The organism is Gracilibacillus salinarum, assembly GCF_022919575.1.
Classification (GTDB): domain Bacteria; phylum Bacillota; class Bacilli; order Bacillales; family Amphibacillaceae; genus Gracilibacillus; species Gracilibacillus salinarum.
The window spans coordinates 1,601,633-1,621,117 of sequence record NZ_CP095071.1 but is presented as its reverse complement, the minus strand read 5'-3'; the positions used below and the strand labels follow the sequence as shown (position 1 = coordinate 1,621,117).

Sequence of the window (19,485 nt, the reverse complement as noted above, 5' to 3'; positions counted from 1 at the left end):
GCGCTATGCCAGCACACGAAACATTTCAAAATGACGACTTCGAAGTTAGTTGACATAATCCATATTATAGGTAGTTGTAAAAATTAATTAGAACCGGGCGAGTTATGCCCGGTTTTTCTTTTTCTAATGAGGTAAGAATGCATAAAATAGAATAAGAAAAATCTATGCTAGCCATAAGAAAGCTTCTTCCTGTCCACTTGTTTTTGTATTACAATGTAAGAAAGTGTAAGATGTTGGAGGTTGCTATGGTTTGGATTCTTTGGGCTTTTTTATCAATCATAATGGTGACGACGCCTTTTCAAAATGGCTTGTATTTTGATACGGATTTTTACCCGATACATGTCATGATCTATTGCATGATGCTCGGATTGATCTTTCACCTGATTCGCACAAATCAACTCGCGGTTTGGCGATCATTCGCGTTTCTCTTAGTGATTCCGCTTTGTTATCTCGTGTCACTGATTCAGGCAGTCCATCCGCAAGGTGCCTTTGACATGCTGTTTCGCTGGACGATGTATATCAGTTTTTTTCTATTATTAATCTGGTGCATGAACAAAAGGCAAGCGCTGAAAACATTCATGCCTGTCATCTTCTATCTAACCGGGATCTTAATAATGCTGCATATGCTAGTCAATCATTGGGGACTGCTGCAAGGTCAATTCGTTACCTATCAGGGACGATTTGCGGGTGTATTTCAATATCCAAATACATTTGGCATGGTGATGGCTGCCTTTTATTTGTTCGGTCTGATCATGCTGTTGAAGCAACATCCTTGGTGGCTGGCATTATTATACGCGGTTCCTTTACCACTTTTTTTTGCTAGTTTTCTAGCATCGTACTCACGAGGGATGCTGCTTGTGTTTCCTCTGATTTGGCTGATTGGAATCTGCTTGCTTCCGTATCGGCAACAAGTACATTATGTGCTGGCATCCGTACTGACTATCGGCACAGGCTATCTGATATTCCCAACCTTCGATGTCATACCGGTACTGATCTTTTCCATTGTCAGTGGTCTGGTGTTAACACGGACAAAAACAATTCGAAAACAGTACCATCGTTTGCTTTTACCAGGACTCAGTATGCTGCTTCTCGTTCTGCTGCTAGCCGACTTGTCGAAAGAGGGCGTCGTGTACGAGCATCTTCCGGTTAACCTTCAGCAAAAGGTGACGAGTATCAGCAGCAGTTCCACTGCACAGGAGCGTCTGTTGATGTATGAGGATGCGCTCACTGCCAGTATGGATGCACCTCTGATCGGGCGTGGCGGTAATGCGTGGGAATCGATCTACCGCTATTATCAGCAAGTCCCATATCAAGCGAAAAAAATACATAATGAATACTTAGAAACGATAATAGATATAGGATATACAGGTTTCATTCTTGTCAGCATCATTTTTATATTTTTATTCATACAGATCTGGCAAAAACGGCATCAGGACCCACTTCATATTGCGGTGATTCTCAGTCTGTTAGTGATTTTTTTGCATAGTTTACTAGACTTTAACGCGGCATATGGCTTTATTGGGGTGATGGTCTGCTGGCTCGTTGCGATGGTACTTTATGATCTTAAAGTAAAGCATACATTGACTGTTCATCGACTAACCTTGATCATTTATATACTATTGCTAACCTTTACAACAGTATATAGTGCCCGCTTTTGGGTAGCAGAAAAAATCAATCCAGATACACCATCACGAGCGATTGCCCTTAATCCGTATCAAAAAAACTACTGGCTCGAGTTACGTACATCGTCGAAACAGGCGGCAGGATTGGTGAGAACCGAGCCAATGAATGCACAAGTCTGGTACCAGGCAGGGAAAATTCTAGAAACAGATCAGCAACGTGAACTAGCGCTCTCTTATTACCAAAAAGCGCTAACACTAGATCGTTATGATACATCGATTTATTATGCCATTATTTTTTTATCAGCCGAATTGGCATCAGATACGAATCAATCATTTTATGCACAAGAGGCGATCCAAACATACGAAAAAATGCAACAGGCAGTACAATATTTGAAAAATCATGATCAAGGAGAAGCGCATAACAATCGTGATTTTTTCATTACGGATGCTGTCAAAGAGGAAATAGAAAACCTGCAGTAAGTTAGTTATTGGTGGTATCATGAAACATGGAGGCAGACTCCATGATTTTTGCGTTTTAATGTAAGCGTTTTATAAAAAGGAGGTGATACACCATGAAAAGTCCTTTCTCATTTGATAATATCAGCTTAAAAAATCGGATTTCGCTCGTCTTTGCGATAAGTACTTTTTTGCTACTCATGTGTACCATCATTATTTCCTATCAGGCAATGTCGAATATTTTGACTAATAAATTACATGATACGTTCAGCAGCAATCTGAGACAAATACGACTTTCTATTGAGGACACGGTTGATGACCTGAATTATGTAGCCCAGCAAATTGCTTTTTCAGAAAATATCGGCTATAAACTGGAAAACTACTTACAATATCCGCCGTCCTTCGATAGAGTCAAAATGTATGAAGATATCAAAAACGAGATTAATGTTATTACTTTCAGTAACCCCGGGATTGGTCTGTCTTTACTGTATAACAAACAGCAGGATCATTACCTTTTTTATAATTATGGGGTCAAGCAGGAATTCTCGCTCAGTCATGATCCATTGCTGGCTGAGGGATATAACATGCATACCTATGGGCCGCATATCAGTATGGAAAAATACAAAGATAATTATGTGCTATCCACTTCACGACAATTAGATGTCCGTTTTTCGGACCAGATATATATTTATTTGGAGTCCAATCTGGATTTTACCAATGATTTATTGGAAGTTGGCAGTGTGATGAATAATGCCAATTACATGATGCTGGATGAGAATCATAACATTATATACAGTGAGAATGCCACATTTCCGCGAAACAGTACGTTTCCCAGTAACAAACAAGGCTTTGGAAAACAGAATGGATTCTACTGGTTCGAGGAATCTACGAAAAAAGGATGGAGTATTGTCGCTTTAATTCCAATTGCCGAATACAACCAGGAAATGAATCAATGGGCTATTCTTATGCTGTATATTGCGATTTTATTTGTACTTATCAGCCTCTTGGTGTCCTGGTTATTATGGAAGACATTATACAAACCAATGAATGAATTCCGTCACGAGATTAAATTAATGGGAGATAATAATTTTCATTCAGAGGTTGTAAATACGAAAATACCAGAATTCGTAGATTTAATTGATCATTTTCGAGATATGAGAGGCCAGATTGTCGCATTAATCCATGAGATTGAGAAAAAAGAAAGAATGCGTGCTGATTTGGAAGTGGAAAAGTTAAAACATCAGATCAATCCACATTTTTTAATGAACACATTGGATACGGCAAAATGGCTGGCGATTTCTGGTGATAAACAGGAGCTTACCAGTCTGTTAACGTCATTAAATAAACTGCTCCATTACAATATGGGGAAACTGGGGATACTCTCCACCTTACAAGACGAATTGGAGTCCATGCAGCAATACTTAGTGTTACAGCAAATAAGATATGATTTTGAATTTGAGACGTCGCTCTTTGTAAAAGAAGAAGTATTACAAGCACCTTTACCCCGCTTCATTTTGCAACCAATTGTTGAAAATGCTTTGTATCATGGGTTAGTAGATGAAGGCACGATTTCGATTACAGTAAAACTGGAGAGGTTACAGCTCGTCATAGACATTGCCGATGATGGCAAAGGAATGACACCACAACAAGTGGAAGAGCTGTTGCATAAGCAGACCATTAAGCAGACCAATCAAGGGATGGGCATTGGATTAAACTATGTCAAGCGAGTGCTGGAAAGGACGTACGGTGCTGATGCCAGGATGGAGATAGCCAGTCTTGTCGGAAAAGGGACGGTTGTAACATTACGAATACCATATATAAAGGGGGAGAAGGCGTGATTAACGTATTGATCGTCGAGGATGACAAGTTAGTGCGAAAAAGCTTTATTTCTGCTTTCAGGTGGCATGATTTTGATATGGAAGTGGTTGGGGATGCCAAGAACGGTAAAGTGGCCCTGGACTTTATCGAACAGCATGCGGTCGATTTAGTGATCACGGATTTGGCGATGCCGGTAATGTCCGGGATCGAACTAATTCGCGTTCTGCGGCAACAGTATCCGGACATATTTGTCGTGGTGCTTTCCTTACATCAGGATTTTGAATATATTCAAGAAGCGATGCGATTGGGTGCGATTGATTATATAGCAAAAATTGAGCTCGATGGGACAGATATGGACAATATTCTTGTTCGGATTCAGGATAGAATTGTACAGGAAACGCAGACTAGACACGGTGTTAAACAGCCATCTTCACCATCTTTCCGCAACGGTTATTTGATTCTCTCATACCAGCCACAGCTTGTATATGAGGTGTTGGAAGCTCAAATCCCTCAGGATCAAATGTATGCCTTGGAAGACGTTGCACTTGTCATTGACCAGCAGGCCATGTCATCAGCAGACATGCATCATCATTTATCTGCATGGAAGGGAAATTTGCCACCTGTCGTACTTATCTATCCCGAAAAATCATCACACAGATTGGATCTAAGAGCTACGAATTTGCAGCAGCTGCTCTTCTATGAAGTATCAGAGACAAAACGGCTAACGTCAAAAGCTTATCAGCAACTGCCAGTATTCGAAGCAATAACAGATCAGGAAATGGATCAATGGAAAGCACAATTACTGTCATGGGAATGGCTGACGGATCAAGAAGCCGTCCACGAGTTGCTTGGAGCGTTATATCAAGCTGCCCTGCCAAGCGCACAATTGCAGGAGCTCTTCCAATGGTTCGTTAGTGAAAGCAAGCGGCTTTACCGAGATATATTTCCGACGGACATCACAGCTCCTCATCCTGTTAATGCTTGGTGTGATATCGAGGCGTGGATGTACCAGGTCCAGCGTCAAATGTATACGACCGTATTTAGTCCGACTTATTCTGTTGAGACCAATCAATGTATTTTAAAGGCAGTTTCCATAATTGAGAAAGAGCTGGCTTCACCATTAACTGCTCAAGACGTTGCGTTACAGGTGAACATGAGCAGGAGTTATTTTTCCACCTGCTTTAAGGATATTGTCGGAGAGACGTTTCATGAATATGTCAGGATTGCCAGGATTAATAAAGCAAAGGATTATTTGATCTACACAAAGGAGAAAGTCGGTGTCATTTCAGAAAAAGTCGGCTATTCGGACATCAAATATTTTAGTAAAATGTTTCGCAAATCGACGGGGCAATTGCCAAGCGAATATCGAAAATGGCATAAAGTGAGACTTCAATCAGTGGGGGGGGATTGACCCCGCTGATTGCTAGTGAAACTTATCAGAAAGTTATCATCCGTGATAAAAGGGAGAAGGATGTTTCCTTCTAGTGTGGGAAATGTTGTTTCTGAAGTATGTGAAGTGAATGAAACAAAACATTTCCCCCCTTTTATTGAAAACATCCCTCTTATTGAATGCGTTTTCATTCGTGATATGATGAGGCTATGATCAAAAATAAATAGAAAAGAGGGGAAATGATGTTAAAGAAGATCTTTTTTTTATTATTATTTATTTTGCTGTTCACTGCTTGTTCGAATGAGGATGCCAGTAAGGATGAAACGGAGGATAAGGATCCATCATCTGACACACCTTCTGAGCCAGCGGATCCATTTGGGGTATATGAAGAGACGATCACAATTGCTATTGGTCAGGAAGTAGATCCGAGTGACACGAGCTTACAGGACGGTGACACACCGCTCGATAATCAATACACACGACATGTGAAAGAAAATCTGAATATTGAAGTCGAGCATGCTTTTACCGCCTCTCCTTCCAACTACGATCAGAAGGTAAGTTTAGCGATTGCCAGCAACGATTTGCCGGATGCGATGGTAGTGGGTCCTGTTGAATTAAGGCAATTAGTCGAGGCTGATCAAATTGCCGATTTAACCGATGTGTACGAGAATTATGCATCACCAGCTATTAAAGAGATTATCGACAGTTCTGGCGGGGTAGCACTAGAAAATGTCACATTTGATGGCAAGATCATGGCAATTCCTAATTCCCAGGCTAGTGCAGACGGTGTTCATAACCTTTGGATCAGACAAGACTGGTTAGATGAACTTGGCCTTGAGCCACCAAAAACGCTTGATGATTTGAAAAAGGTCGCAAAGGCATTTGTAGAAGAAGATCCGGATGGCAATGGGCAAGACGATACGATTGGTTTAGCCGGACCAGATACTTCCAACAAATTGTATGCAAACTTTTTAGAATCAACCAATAATTTATATGGGTTTGATGGGATCTTTTCTGCCTTGCATGCTTATCCAGGGTACTGGCTTGAAGGGGAAGATGGTGAGCTTGTCTATGGATCAACATTACCTGAAACAAAAGAAGCGTTGTCGTTTTTGCGAGATATGTACAGTGAAGGGCTGATCGATCCGGAAATTGGTGTAAGAGAAGATTCCGGTGAATCGGTGATTAGTGGAAATACAGGAATGTTCTTTGGTCCTTTCTGGATGCCATATGGTCCACTGACAGATGCCGTGACAAACAATCCTGATGCGAACTGGCAATCTTATGCACTGCCACTGGATGCGAATGGAGAATATACCCCGCATCTAAGCACAACGACGACGCAATTTGTAGTCGTGCGAAAAGATTACGAACATCCTGAAGCTGCGATGAAGATTTTAAATAATTTATTAGCAAATGAGTCTGAATTTGATCCAAGCATCGGTGGTCCTGGATTCTATCCGTTGCGTCTCGTATATGCACCGGCAGATGAGATGGAAGTAACAACGGTTGCGTTACGTGAAGTATTGGCAGGAACGAAGGAACCAGAAGATTTCTATGATATGCCAGCCTATAAACTGTTAAAGTCAGATGTCGATCATATTCATGAGATCAAACTGGAGCCATACGACAACATGGATATCGAGTATTGGGATCCACAAGCGAATTTAGGGCAATGGACGAGAGCGTATTCTGCCTTAGTAGGAACTGCACCGTTAGTGGATACAGAGATTAATGGCGTCAAGAGCGTGATCTATTCTCAAACGAAAACGATGGAGGATCGCTGGGTCAACTTGAAAAAAATAGAAGATGAAACCTTCCTGAAAATAATAATGGGTACCGAATCCTTAGATGCCTTTGATCAGTTTGTAGAAGACTGGAACAATCAAGGTGGCGAGCAAATTACAGAAGAAGTAGCAGACGTAGTAGCTAAATAAAGTGAGACTTTGATCAGTGGGGTGGGTTGACCACTGCTGATCATTAGCGAAACTTATCAGGGTATTAGCGTCTGTTTACTCCCACTTAGCCTCTTTGTGATAATCGAAGCTTGAAGTGGGAGTCATACAGACGGTTAGCACCGTGATAAATGGGAGCAAAGGCGTCGGATATACGGCGCCTTTTTATGAAAGGAGTACCTGGACATGAGAACGAAAGGATTTGCTAAACATTATTATTTGATGCTCTTACCCGGCTTTATATGGTTAATTTTATTTAGTATTGTGCCGATGTTCGGGATCGTGATCGCGTTTCAGAATTATAATCCGGGTCTAGGTGTATTTGGATCAGAATTCGTCGGTCTGGAAACATTTCGCTATATGTTTGAGCTCAATGATACGATGAATGTTTTTTTCAATACGATTTATATAGCCATTATGAAAATTGTCGGTAACCTCATTGTACCACTCGTATTTGCGTTAATGCTGAATGAAGTAAGGTACATGGGGCTAAAACGGTCGATTCAGACGATCGTATACTTACCACACTTTCTGTCATGGGTTATTCTAGGTGGCGTGCTGCTCGATATTTTTGCCTACGGTGGACCGATTAATCAGTTATTAGCTATGTTTGGTATCGATCCGGTTTTGTTTTTTGGCAGGGCTGATTTATTTCCGTTCCTTGTTGTCGGCAGTGATGTCTGGAAGGAATTTGGTTTCAATACCATCATTTACTTAGCGGCATTAACCGGCATAAATCCTGCATTATATGAAGCGGCGAGTATTGATGGCGCGTCCCGGCTGCGGCTGTTATGGCATGTCACATTGCCTGGCATCCGGACAACTGCTGTCTTGTTAGCGGTATTGAGTCTAGGAAACGTGCTGAATGCAGGGTTTGATCAAATTTTTAACTTATATAATCCGCTAGTGTATTCAAGTGGGGATATTATCGACACTTGGGTGTATCGTGCTGGCTTATTGAATTTGCAATATGAATTAGCGACTGCAGTAGGACTATTAAAATCAGTAGCAGGCTTTATGTTGATCAGTTTATCCTACTATCTCGCTTATCGATTTACGAATTACCGGATTTTCTAAGGAAGGAGGATGGATATGTTTAAGAGTAAGACGTTTTCTTCAAAAATGGTTGATATCATTCTAATTATTATACTAGTGGTGATCGCCATCACGTGTATATTGCCATTGTGGTATACCTTGGCATTATCATTAAGTTCGAAATCAGCGGCAGCAGCAGGGGCTGTCGGATTATGGCCGGTTGATTTTAATTTCAATTCCTATCAACAGCTGTTACAGGATAGTCAGTTTTTTAAATCGTTTTGGATTTCGGTTCAGCGGGTTGTGTTAGGTGCCGGATTAAATTTTATTATTGTGCCATTAATGGCGTACCCGTTATCGAAAACAGTTAAAGATTTTAAAGGTCGCAATGTCCTGATGTGGACTTTGATCTTTACGATGCTATTCAATGGCGGTTTAATTCCGTTATATTTGACCATCAAGGCATACGGTCTGATGAACAGTATTTGGGCGCTCGTGCTGGTCGGCGGGGCACAAACAATTGTCTTTAATATAATTTTAACGATTAACTTCTTTCGGAACCTGCCTTCGTCATTAGAAGAAGCGGCCTTGGTCGACGGTGCTGGCCCTTGGTATATTTTAACGAAGGTTTTTATTCCATTATCTGTACCCGTTCTTGCAACCATTTCGCTATTCAGCATTGTTTATCATTGGAACGAATTTCTCTACGGTTTGATTTTCATGACTAGAGAGGAATTTTATCCGTTGCAGACGTATATCCAGCAGTTAGTCGTCTCTGTTGACCCATCAACGATGACAGAGGATCAATATAAACGTTTAAGTGAATTATCCAATCGAACGTTGGATGCAGCCAAAATATTTATCGCGATGATTCCTGTTCTGCTCGTTTATCCATTTCTCCAGCGTTACTTTATTCACGGCATTACATTAGGTTCGGTAAAAGAGTAGGGAGGAGATATCGGTGGAACGACTTTATTACGCTAGTGTCTTTATACTGAGAATGGCTTACTTAAATGGATTGATGATCGTATTCAGTCTGATTGGCTGCGTAATCTTCGGTATTTTTCCAGCATTGACAGCTTTGTTTTTTATCGTGAGAAAATGGCAATTAGGCGACCATCACAGCCACACAGCCAGAACATTTTGGACTGTTTTTAAAGAAGAATTCCTGAGAAGTAATGCTATCGGATGGCTGTTCACGTTGATTGGCATGCTCTTGTATGTGAATTTGTCATTAGCAAATCTGCTGGAATCATCGCCGGTTCATCTCAGTTATTATCCGATTTTGACGGTGTTTATATTGTTTATCAGTATGTCTCTTCTGATTATTCCGGTTCATCTGCATTTCGAAGCATCGATGTGGGGGACTATTAAGCATACTTTTCTGTTTTTGTTTATTTCTCCAAAAAACACGATATTCGTGGCAGCAGCTTCCTTCCTGTTCTTTCTTGTGATGAGGACCATTCCAGGATTTATTCCGGTTGTTGGTGTCAGTGGATGTGCCTATATTATTATGTATTTTAGTCTTCGGATTTTTGACCAAGTGACATCGCTAACGGCAAATTCTTTAGAAAAAAAGGAAGCATAGATTATAAAGGGAAGAGAAGGTGATGGAAATCACCTTCTCTTTTTATTTATTTAGATGTTGTTGGCTGGAAATTTCGTTTTGTATTTTCTTTAACGTGCTTTAAGTCGTATTTCTTCTTCGGCATGGAAGTCCACTCCTTTGTGTTACTCCTCTCCTGTTTAGGTTGTGCAATAAAGATAAAATTATGAGAAACCTAAGAAATTTAATGAAAGCACTTACTTTTACTGCTGTTTTCGAGTAATCTGTAGTAAAGGATAAGTGTAGGAGAGGAGATAATGAAATGGTGAAAAGCAAAGACATTCAAATGAGAGACCCTTTTATTTATGTGGATCGTAAGAAGGGGAGATATTATTTATATGGCAGCACGGATAAAGATGTTTGGGGAAAGGGGACTGGATTTGACGTTTATACAAGTTCTGATTTAGAGAATTGGCAAGGTCCAATTGCTGCATTCCGTCCTGATTCTGACTTTTATTCGGAAGATAATTTCTGGGCACCAGAAGTCCATGAATATAAAGGATACTATTATTTATTTGCGACTTTTTTAGTAAAAGCAACGGGAAAACGAGGAACAGCGATTTTGAAGTCTGATTCGCTTACAGGTCCGTTTACACCTCATAGTCAAAACATTGTAACGCCTCACGATTGGTTTTCACTTGATGGCACTTTACATATAGATGATCAAGGAACACCATGGATGATATTCTGTCAGGAATGGATTCAAATTGGTGATGGAGCGATTTGTGCGGTTCGATTGAAGGATGATTTAACAGAAGCTGAAGGAGAGCCCATTACTCTTTTTAGCGCATCGGAGGCAAAGTGGCCGACCTCGTTTACAAAAGAAGAAGTGAATGCTCACGTCAATTATGTAACAGATGGACCGTATATTTACAAGGCATCCAACGGAGAATTGTTAATGTTATGGGCAAGCTTTGTCAAAAATGTGTATGCGCAAGGCGTTTCCCGTTCTGTTTCCGGCCTTATCACAGGGCCATGGAAACATGATGCAGACCCATTATTTACAAGTGATGGAGGTCATGGGATGTTATTTCATGATTTAGAAGGCACATTGCAATTGACCTTACACGCTCCCAATCAGACACCTGAAGAAAGACCGATATTTATAAAAATGGAAGAAAAGAATGGTGTGCTGCAGAAGTGCTAAAAATAATTCTACAAAGTTCAACGAATTATCGCAATTTTCCACAAAAAAATAATGACACACGATTCGAATATTGGTAAAATAGATGGTATGTTTTGAGGGAACAGTAATAGACTTTTGTTCTGTTGCTGTTTTTTTCTGCGTTTTTGGATAGGATAGATATTGTGGAGGTTATGATATGGAAGGAACGATATTTTCGCTGATTCCGGCAATATTGATGTTGGCATTAGTATTATTCACCAGAAGTATATTAATATCCTTGGGAACTGGGATTGTTGTCGGAGCGCTTCTTATACATGAATTTAATATTTGGAACAGTCTGCAACAGATTTGGCTTGTGTTTCGTGATATTTTCTATACGAGTGATGGTTTAAATTCAGGCAGTATTTACTTATTATTATTCTTACTTTTATTAGGGATCATGACGGTGATTATGACAGCATCTGGTGGAAGTAAGGCATTCGGTGATTGGGCAATTCATAAAGTGAAAACGAGAAGAGGCGCTCAGCTTGTTCCACCGATATTAGGTGTTATCATTTTTATCGATGATTATTTTAACAGCTTGGCGGTTGGACAAGTTTCGCGTCCTTTAACAGATCGTTATAAAATATCGAGAGCAAAGCTTGCTTATTTTATTGATTCAACTTCCGCACCGATCACGGTTGTGACACCAATTTCGAGTTGGGGTGCTTATATTATTGGTACGCTCGGTTCTATTTTTGCAGCGGCAGAGGTAACGAAGTTCCAGCCATTAGAGGCATTTGTCAAGATGATCCCTCTAAATATGTACGCATTCGCAGCATTGTTGTTGGTTTTATTAGTGGCACTGTTTAACATCAACATTGGGTCAATGCGTGTTCATGAACAGCGCGCGATCGATACAGGACATGTTACGGACCCGTTGAAGACAACGATGGCAGCAGATGTAGAAGAGAATGCAGTAATCAACAAAAATGGAACAATCGTCCATTTGCTAGTTCCGATTATTGTGTTGGTTGTTAGTACTATCGCTATGATGCTCTTCACTGGCTATCAAGCAACGGAAGGCAGTGCGACTTTATTGACTATGTTTGAAAATACCAACGTCAACCTATCACTGTTTACTGGGGGGGTAGTGGCAGTGGTGGTAGCTTTCGCGCTGTTTTTCACGCTAAAAGGAAAAAAATTATCGGCGATGAAAATTATCAAAGATGGTTCGATGTCCATGATGCCAGCTATTTATATTCTCGTGTTAGCCTGGATGATTGGCTCAATTATCGAAATCATTGATACGGGCGGTTACTTGGCATCACTTGTTGACCAAATTTCCTTTAACGTCGATTTCCTTGCCTTATTATTATTTATCATCGCTGGATTTATGGCACTAGCAACCGGTACTTCATGGGGAACGTTCGGTATTATGCTTCCCATTGCGGCACAAATTGCGATTGTCTATGATGTCGATCTTGTTTTACCAGCAATGGCAGCGGTGTTGGCAGGTTCTGTTTTTGGGGATCACTGTTCTCCAATTTCAGATACGTCGATTTTATCGTCCACAGGAGCGGGCGCCAACCATATGGACCACGTGCTCACACAGTTACCATACGCATTTATCAGTGCATGTGCAGCCGCAATCGGTTATCTAATTTATGGTTTAAGCGGTCTGACGTGGATCTCACTGCTGAGTACCTTAGTGGTAACTGTATTGGTAGCCATATTCTTTTTGTTCAGAATAAGAAAAAGTGAAATGGCATAGTCAAGCGATATAAGCAGTTATAATCTTAATAAAAGCCGAACCTGACACGAATAATGTTAGGTTCGGCTTTTTCTTTGTCAGTAAAGAAAGCACATAAGTACAGTTGCTGAATGGTCATTTTGAATTAGGTCCGGGTGGTTTATGCCCGTTTTTTCTTTAGGTTACGGTGGATGAATCAAAAACAGTCTTTTCTGTCTTCGCATTGATTTGTCGATGATGGATAGATAATGTACGCTTATTTTACTTTGTTGCTCTATATCTAATGTGTATCGGTTATCTTCAAGCGTAAGGTGCTTCGAAAGAGTGTGAACCGCCTGAAGTTTGGGCAAGTTCAAGTGTAAGCCGCATCGAAATAGAGTCAAACCCTTAAAGATCGAGCAAGTTCAAGCGTAAGGTGCATTGAATGAGCGTCAACCGCCTGAAGTTAGGCTATCTTCAAGCGGAATCCGCATCATCTCTCCATCAAACCTCTGAAGTCCACTCATCTTCATTCGAACAACTATCAAGTTTTGCCACGAACGCATAAAGGTTACTTTTCTTCATATAAAACGCTCCTCCACACATTCGGAAAGAATCCTTCACCTCTCATCATTTCAATTAATGATTATATTTTTTTCGCATCTGCACTGCCAAAGTAATGATACCAAGAAGAAGCAGAGATAATCCAAGTGACATCAAGTTGTACTGATTAGTAGCTGTATCGGGTAATCGATTTTGCTCTAAGTTGGTTGCATCAGTGGTCACTTGATCATTCGTGTCTTCATCTGTGTCAGTTAGATCAGTCGTTGTTTGAGTTGTTTCATTATTCATTTCGGAAGTGGTAGTCTGCTTTTGCTGATCGTTCTGCTCTTCTTCGGTTGTCTCATTCTCCTCCGTCGTTTCTTCTGTAGCAGAATTATCTGAAGGCGTTTCTGTTTCTTTCTCCGTATCATCAGTGCCTGCACCTGTATTATCTGTAACCGTTTCTTGTACAGACTGTACTTGCTCACCATTTTTTTCGATCGTATATTCGACAGTTTCTCCACTCCAGAAGTGGAAAGTCAAATTGGTTATACCGTCGTTCAATTCATTAAAGAAGTTATTTTTCAGTGTAATCGTTCCTGCGTCATAATCAGGAGAAAAAGTATATTCAAATTCTTTATAGGCAGTCCAATTTTGCGGACCAGCAATAGAGCCATCTTCGTAGTAAGCTTCCATCGTTGCTAATTTGTCACCGTTAAAGCTTGTCGGAATCTTCAAAGAAGCTGTTGTCCCTTCAGCGGACTGTAATTCTGGCTTTTGATAATTACGAACCTCAATATCCCAATTGTGTCCTTCATTAAAGGTAACGGAAATGGTAGCAGCATTGCCAAGTGAGTCGGCCGAAACGTATGTGCTTAGGAATTCGCTCGTAAACGTAATGCTGTTGTTGTTGATTTGATAGTCTGAGCCTTCCTGCAACAGCTGGTCATTCAGATATATGCCTTCAAACTGTTTGCCATGTAAATTAAAAGTAATGGTTCGATCTGTCACCGTTTCCTCTGGATTAAGATAAATAAAATTGTCATCAGGTACAGCAGAGCGAGTCGTCCAGCTTGTCTGGATCATATCAAAAAGAGCAGGGTCCGACCATGCAAGCGATTCACGTCCTAAGTGCTGTCCGTTATCCCAGAGCATATGAACAAAATCCTTCTGCTGGGCATAGTTCAACATATATTCGAAGAATTTTAATTTTTCCCCTTGTTGAATCACTTCTGTGTTTTGATCAAATCCAAGTAAGCCGTATTCGCCAATAATGACGGGGATACCGTTAGCGGTGAAGCTGTTGTGTACCCGGTCAAATACATCCTGAATTTCAGCTTTGGAATCCTCTTCAAAACGTGTGTAGCCGGCAATATTGACACTAAATGGCCAAAAGCCATAATAATGAACCGTTGCCATTATATTAGGATCCTCTAATTGTTGAATGAAACCGGACAAAGCATCCAACTTTTCCTGCTCAGCACCAGTGTTGATTGTCGGTAATACTAACGGTCGAACGTCATTGTTCCCACCAGAGGAACGGACAATTTCGTGAAAAGTGGTATTGAGTTCATCTAAATATTGCTGACTTTCTGTGGCGGTACCAGTGAATCTTGGTTCGTTAATGCTTTCGAACATAAGGTGGGTAGAATAATCTTTGAAGTGGTTGGCTAATTGGGTCCAGATTGCTTCATAACGAGCAACGGTCTGGTCATGATTGGATTGCATGCCGTACTCCATCCAAATCCAGGAGTCGTGATGGACATTAATCATTACGTATAGGTCTTCTTCTAATGCCCATTGCACAGTTTGATCGACGCGATCGAGAAAGTCTTGATCGATCTGATAGTCGCCATCTGTATCCATGCGTTGATCAAAAGTGATGGGGATTCGGATACTTTTAAATCCCTCTGCAGCAATTTTTTCAATCAATGCTTGCGAAACTAAAGGGTTTCCCCAGGCAGTTTCATCACTTCCGACCGCATCATAACTATTTCCCAAGTTCCATCCAGGCTGCATGTTCTCCGCATAGTTCTCCATATCGATACTTTCGGCTGCGTGTGTCTCTGCCATCGCGGTAATGGTGCAGACACTCCAGATGAGTACAGTTAAAATAGCTGTCTTCAAAAATAGATTCTTCAATAAAATTCCCTCCATCATTATATTGGAAAGCGCTTTCCTTTTAACAATGTATCATACTCACTATCAAACAAACACATCAAAATAAAGAGGTGTTTTACTGTGAAAATAAGACATTTTTTGAATGAAAATGAAATTTCGGGATAAAAGAACTAGTGAAACTGGAATTTTTTTCATGCATCAATAAATGCATCCTATCTGTTATATTTATAAATTTACAAAAAATTCACATAAACCACATAGTACATTAAAGGTGAAAATGTAGAATATAAGCTGAAAATGTAAAAAGGAGTGGAAAGATGAAGAAAACGTCGGTCTTATTATTAACAGCTATATTACTCATCATCAGTCCTGTCATAACTAGTGCCGCATCAAATATTACATACCATACAGAAAGTGATGAATCACTAGCGGTGGAATTACTTGGCCGTTATTCCAGTGGTGCGGAGATTGATGACGGAGGTACGGAAATCGTTGCCTATGATCCACACACGGCAAAAGCCTACTCTGTCAATGGTTCGGCGAAAACGTTAGACATTATTGATCTGTCGGTATTAGCGCAAGGAGATACAGAAATTCCGTTAGAAAAGCAAATTAAGCTTAGCGATTTTGGCGTTAATGCCGGAGATTTAACAAGTGTGGCAATTGATCCTGAGAGCAGATTTATTGCGATTGCTGTCCCTGCAGAAAATAAAGTAGATAACGGAAATGTCGTGATCATGTCTACGGATGGGGACGTCTTAACGACAGTGGAAGTGGGCGCGTTACCAGATATGGTGACGGTAACACCTGACGGCAATCATCTTTTGGTAGCGAATGAAGCAGAGCCTAGCGAGGATTATTCAGTTAACCCAGAAGGTTCTGTCACTATTATTGATGTGAGTGAGGGTGTAACACAAGGAGCAGTATTACCAACAAAGACCGCTTCTTTCTCAAATGAAATCGTAGAAGAGGGTGTTCGCAAGGTTCATCCTGATAGTACCTATGCACAAGATTTAGAGCCAGAGTACATTGTCGTTGATGATGCGAGCAACTATGCCTATGTCGTACTGCAAGAAGACAATGCGATGGCAAAGTTAAACATTGAAACAGGTGAATTTGTCACCGTTAAAAGTTTAGGTTATAAAGACTTCTCTGCTGGAGATAACAAACTGGATGCGTCGGATAAAGAGGACAAAATCAATATGCGTAATTGGCCAGTATTATCCATGTATCAGCCCGATGGAATGGATTTAATTGAAATGAACGGTAAATCATATATTCTTACTGCTAACGAAGGGGATGCTCAGGATTGGGATGGATTCTCTGAAGAAGCACGAGTAGAAGATCTTGTGGAAGATGACGCTTATCAATTAAATGCGGATCTTTATCAAGGATATACACAGAAAGAGCTAGATCAAATGGTAGAAGAAGGTTTGTTTGATAAAGAACAGCTTGGAAGATTAGGTACTTCCACTTCTCATCCTGTTAATGAAGACGGAAAATATGAAGCCATTTATGGATATGGCGCGCGATCCTTCTCTGTCTGGGATGCCGAAACGTTAGAATTAGTGTATGACAGTGGCTCTGAATTTGAAGAAAAAGTTGCTCAATTTATGCCGGAATATTTCCATAGTAACAATGATGAAGATTCCTTTGAGTCAAGAAGTGATGATAAGGGTGTCGAGCCCGAATCGGTGATTACCGGAGAAGTAGCAGGTACTACTTATGCTTTTGTTGGCTTAGAACGTCAAGGGGGCATCATGGTCTACGATATGACGAATCCAGCATCACCAAGCTTTGATAGTTATTTTTCTTCTCGAACATTCCAAGGACTTGATGCTGAAGTGGACGAGGCAAGTGGTGATGTAGCACCTGAAGGCTTAACGTTTATTAAAGCAGAAGACAGTCCGACAAATGAACCTATTTTGTTAGCTGCACATGAAGTAAGTGGAACAATTGCTGCTTATGAATTAGGTGTGTCTTCTCATGCAAGCTTACAAGAGTTAACCATTAACAATGGTGAATTAACGCCGGCATTTTCACCGGATCACTATGAGTATCAAGTAGAAGTAGGGCATGATGTAGATAGTATGCAAATCGCAGCAAGAACGAACTCTGCCGATGCCCATGTGTTGGTCAATGGGATGGATGCATCGGAGCCGGTAGCATTAGAGGACGGTGTGAATGCGATTAATGTAGATGTCGTAGCAGAAGACAGCTCCATCTCTACTTATCTGATTGTCGTCAATAAATTGATGGCACATAAAATCGAAGAGTTGAAAAAAGACGGTGACTGCTGGAAACTAGAAACCGATATTCAAACATTAGATGATAAGGCTACACTCGAATTGATCGTTCCGGATTCAGCAGAAACGCCAGATTTCATAACCTTTTCTGCTGAACAAATCCATCAGCTCAAGGAAAAAAACATTTCCGTAATGGTGAAAAAGTCTGATATACAACTGGCTTTCGATATGCTCTCATTCTCTTCCGAGGAAGCATTAACATTATCGATCGATAAAAAAGACGAAACTGCCTATAAAAATGGAGATCAAGCGCAAACAAATATAGTTGATTTGAGTTTCCAGCAATCTGGACAAGTCGTTTCTGAGTTTGTACATCCTGTTCAGTTGTCCTTTGCATTAGCTGAAAAAAAGAAAGACTCCGGAGTATATTATTGGGATGAGACAGCAGGTAACTGGTCATTAGAGGAAGCGGAATCGACTTATCACGATGGATGGCTGACAACTGTCGCGGAACATTTTAGTGTCTTTGCTGTCTTTCGTGCTTCTGATTTAGCAGAGGAACCGGCTGAGCCAGTCGATCCAGATGACAATGAAAACGAGCAGGTTGCAGAAGAACCAACTATCCCGCCAACTACAGATCATACAACGGATAACGAATTACCAGACACAGCTACAAATATGTACACGTTGATGGTTTTCGGAGGTATTTTGCTTCTGATAGGGATGGTTATTTTTGGAGTGAGATTGAAAAGAAAAAGTACACCATAATAAACAAAAGCCGTCACATGTTGTGTCGGCTTTTGTTTTTGAATGTAGGATTCTGTTTGTGAAAATAGAACTATTTATCCAGGACTAATAGAACAAAAGATTGTTAATAGCAATTCAGGAATATTTTTAGACCAATAATTCGTTATTCAAAAAGTGGGAATATATGCTATAATTCAAATTGAAAACGTTTTCTTTCATTAAATCGGAGGTGACCGGGTGATTGTAGAACAATTAGCAGCCGCTAAGCCATTTGTGGATGTACCAGCGTTTTCTATTCAACATAAAAGAGATAATCATACCATCAAAGAATTTCATTCACATCAAGGTTTTGAAATGGTTTGGGTCAAAGGAGGGGAAGCACAGTTTATATTCGAAGAGAAAGTCTTTCATCTGAAAAAAGGACATGTACTTTGCTTTAAAGGCAGTGAGCTTCATAAAGTACGATTACCTGATGACCAGGGCTATGAACGGGTAGTGATCATGTTTACAGATGATTTGTTTCCAGACACACAGCCAATTTATCAGGAATTTAAAGAGTTACTGGATAAACAGCCGACACCACATTTTTATCTTCAAATTGACACGCAAGGCTACGAAAGTTTTTCTCATATTATTCGGAAATTGCTGCAGGAAGAAATGTCACCAGAGAAATGGCAGCAACAACATGCATTGAATTTATATGTCACGGAATTATTATTGTTTTTAAGCCGTCGATTACATGCAGAAACAAATGAGATCAATCAACAACATCTTACCAATCCAATACAAACACAGGAAAAAATTTTAAGAGAAATTAATCTGATTTGGAATACAACCTGGCAACTGGAAGATTTAGCTGCAAGGCTCCATTTTAATAAATATTATTTGTGCCACTTTTTTAAAAAAGAATTTGGCATGACGATTCAGCAATACGTGCTGCAAAGAAGAATGTACGAAGCAAAAAAACTGTTAGTCGAAACCAATACGTCTATTGCGGACATTGCTGTACAAATTGGGTTTTCTACAGCATCTAACTTTATTAGATGTTTTAAGAAATATCAACAGGTCACACCAAAACAGTTTCGTAATCAGGGAAACTAGAAAGGAGG

At 40.3% G+C, this 19,485-nt stretch carries 12 protein-coding genes; 11 read left to right on the top strand and 1 reads right to left on the bottom strand.

All coding sequences use genetic code 11. The annotated features are described in order from the left end of the window. Positions 1-245 precede the first annotated feature (245 nt). From MUN87_RS07705 to MUN87_RS07665, 9 genes are all read left to right on the top strand, one after another. Positions 246-2,102: an O-antigen ligase family protein gene (locus tag MUN87_RS07705; RefSeq protein ID WP_244747126.1), complete on the top strand. Its 1,857-nt coding sequence runs from the start codon at positions 246-248 to the stop codon at positions 2,100-2,102. A gap of 92 nt (positions 2,103-2,194) precedes the next feature. Then, the gene (locus tag MUN87_RS07700; protein WP_244747124.1) at positions 2,195-3,916 is read left to right on the top strand and encodes a sensor histidine kinase; all 1,722 of its coding nucleotides are present in this window, start codon (positions 2,195-2,197) and stop codon (positions 3,914-3,916) included. Further along, the gene (locus tag MUN87_RS07695; RefSeq protein ID WP_244747123.1) at positions 3,913-5,307 is read left to right on the top strand and encodes a response regulator transcription factor; all 1,395 of its coding nucleotides are present in this window, start codon (positions 3,913-3,915) and stop codon (positions 5,305-5,307) included. Before MUN87_RS07700 ends, MUN87_RS07695 begins: the two co-directional genes overlap by 4 nt. A gap of 221 nt (positions 5,308-5,528) precedes the next feature. Beyond that, the gene (locus MUN87_RS07690; RefSeq protein ID WP_244747913.1) at positions 5,529-7,223 is read left to right on the top strand and encodes an extracellular solute-binding protein; all 1,695 of its coding nucleotides are present in this window, start codon (positions 5,529-5,531) and stop codon (positions 7,221-7,223) included. A 204-nt stretch (positions 7,224-7,427) separates the two neighbouring features. Beyond that, on the top strand, positions 7,428-8,318 hold the full coding sequence (locus tag MUN87_RS07685; protein ID WP_244747122.1) for an ABC transporter permease: 891 nt from the start codon (positions 7,428-7,430) through the stop codon (positions 8,316-8,318). A 15-nt stretch (positions 8,319-8,333) separates the two neighbouring features. Beyond that, positions 8,334-9,224, top strand: coding sequence for a carbohydrate ABC transporter permease (locus MUN87_RS07680; RefSeq protein WP_244747121.1), 891 nt, complete (start codon positions 8,334-8,336; stop codon positions 9,222-9,224). 13 nt (positions 9,225-9,237) lie between these two features. Beyond that, positions 9,238-9,864, top strand: a complete 627-nt coding sequence (locus MUN87_RS07675; RefSeq protein ID WP_244747120.1) for a YesL family protein — start codon at positions 9,238-9,240, stop codon at positions 9,862-9,864. Between the two features lie 280 nt (positions 9,865-10,144). After that, entirely contained in the window at positions 10,145-11,029 is an 885-nt protein-coding gene (locus MUN87_RS07670) for a glycoside hydrolase family 43 protein (RefSeq protein WP_244747119.1), read from the top strand. A gap of 175 nt (positions 11,030-11,204) precedes the next feature. Next, a complete protein-coding gene (locus MUN87_RS07665) occupies positions 11,205-12,761 on the top strand; it encodes a Na+/H+ antiporter NhaC family protein (protein WP_244747118.1) in 1,557 nt (518 codons plus the stop codon). 597 nt (positions 12,762-13,358) lie between these two features. Here the strand turns inward: MUN87_RS07665 and MUN87_RS07660 are convergent. Then, positions 13,359-15,404, bottom strand: coding sequence for a cellulase family glycosylhydrolase (locus MUN87_RS07660; protein ID WP_244747117.1), 2,046 nt, complete (start codon positions 15,402-15,404; stop codon positions 13,359-13,361). A gap of 296 nt (positions 15,405-15,700) precedes the next feature. Between MUN87_RS07660 and MUN87_RS07655 the strand changes: the two genes are divergently transcribed. Beyond that, positions 15,701-18,397 carry a choice-of-anchor I family protein gene (locus tag MUN87_RS07655; protein WP_244747116.1) on the top strand — a complete coding sequence of 899 codons (2,697 nt, stop codon included), beginning with the start codon at positions 15,701-15,703 and terminating at the stop codon, positions 18,395-18,397. 216 nt (positions 18,398-18,613) lie between these two features. Then, positions 18,614-19,477 carry an AraC family transcriptional regulator gene (locus tag MUN87_RS07650; RefSeq protein ID WP_244747114.1) on the top strand — a complete coding sequence of 288 codons (864 nt, stop codon included), beginning with the start codon at positions 18,614-18,616 and terminating at the stop codon, positions 19,475-19,477. The last annotated feature ends 8 nt before the right edge of the window (positions 19,478-19,485 follow it).

Bases quoted from the DNA above. Each gene is read 5' to 3' on its own strand.
- MUN87_RS07705 (WP_244747126.1), top strand. From the start codon at position 246: ATGGTTTGGATTCTTTGGGCTTTTTTATCAATCATAATGGTGACGACG.
- MUN87_RS07700 (WP_244747124.1), top strand. From the start codon at position 2,195: ATGAAAAGTCCTTTCTCATTTGATAATATCAGCTTAAAAAATCGGATT.
- MUN87_RS07690 (WP_244747913.1), top strand. From the start codon at position 5,529: ATGTTAAAGAAGATCTTTTTTTTATTATTATTTATTTTGCTGTTCACT.
- MUN87_RS07685 (WP_244747122.1), top strand. From the start codon at position 7,428: ATGAGAACGAAAGGATTTGCTAAACATTATTATTTGATGCTCTTACCC.
- MUN87_RS07680 (WP_244747121.1), top strand. From the start codon at position 8,334: ATGTTTAAGAGTAAGACGTTTTCTTCAAAAATGGTTGATATCATTCTA.
- MUN87_RS07670 (WP_244747119.1), top strand. From the start codon at position 10,145: ATGGTGAAAAGCAAAGACATTCAAATGAGAGACCCTTTTATTTATGTG.
- MUN87_RS07665 (WP_244747118.1), top strand. From the start codon at position 11,205: ATGGAAGGAACGATATTTTCGCTGATTCCGGCAATATTGATGTTGGCA.
- MUN87_RS07655 (WP_244747116.1), top strand. From the start codon at position 15,701: ATGAAGAAAACGTCGGTCTTATTATTAACAGCTATATTACTCATCATC.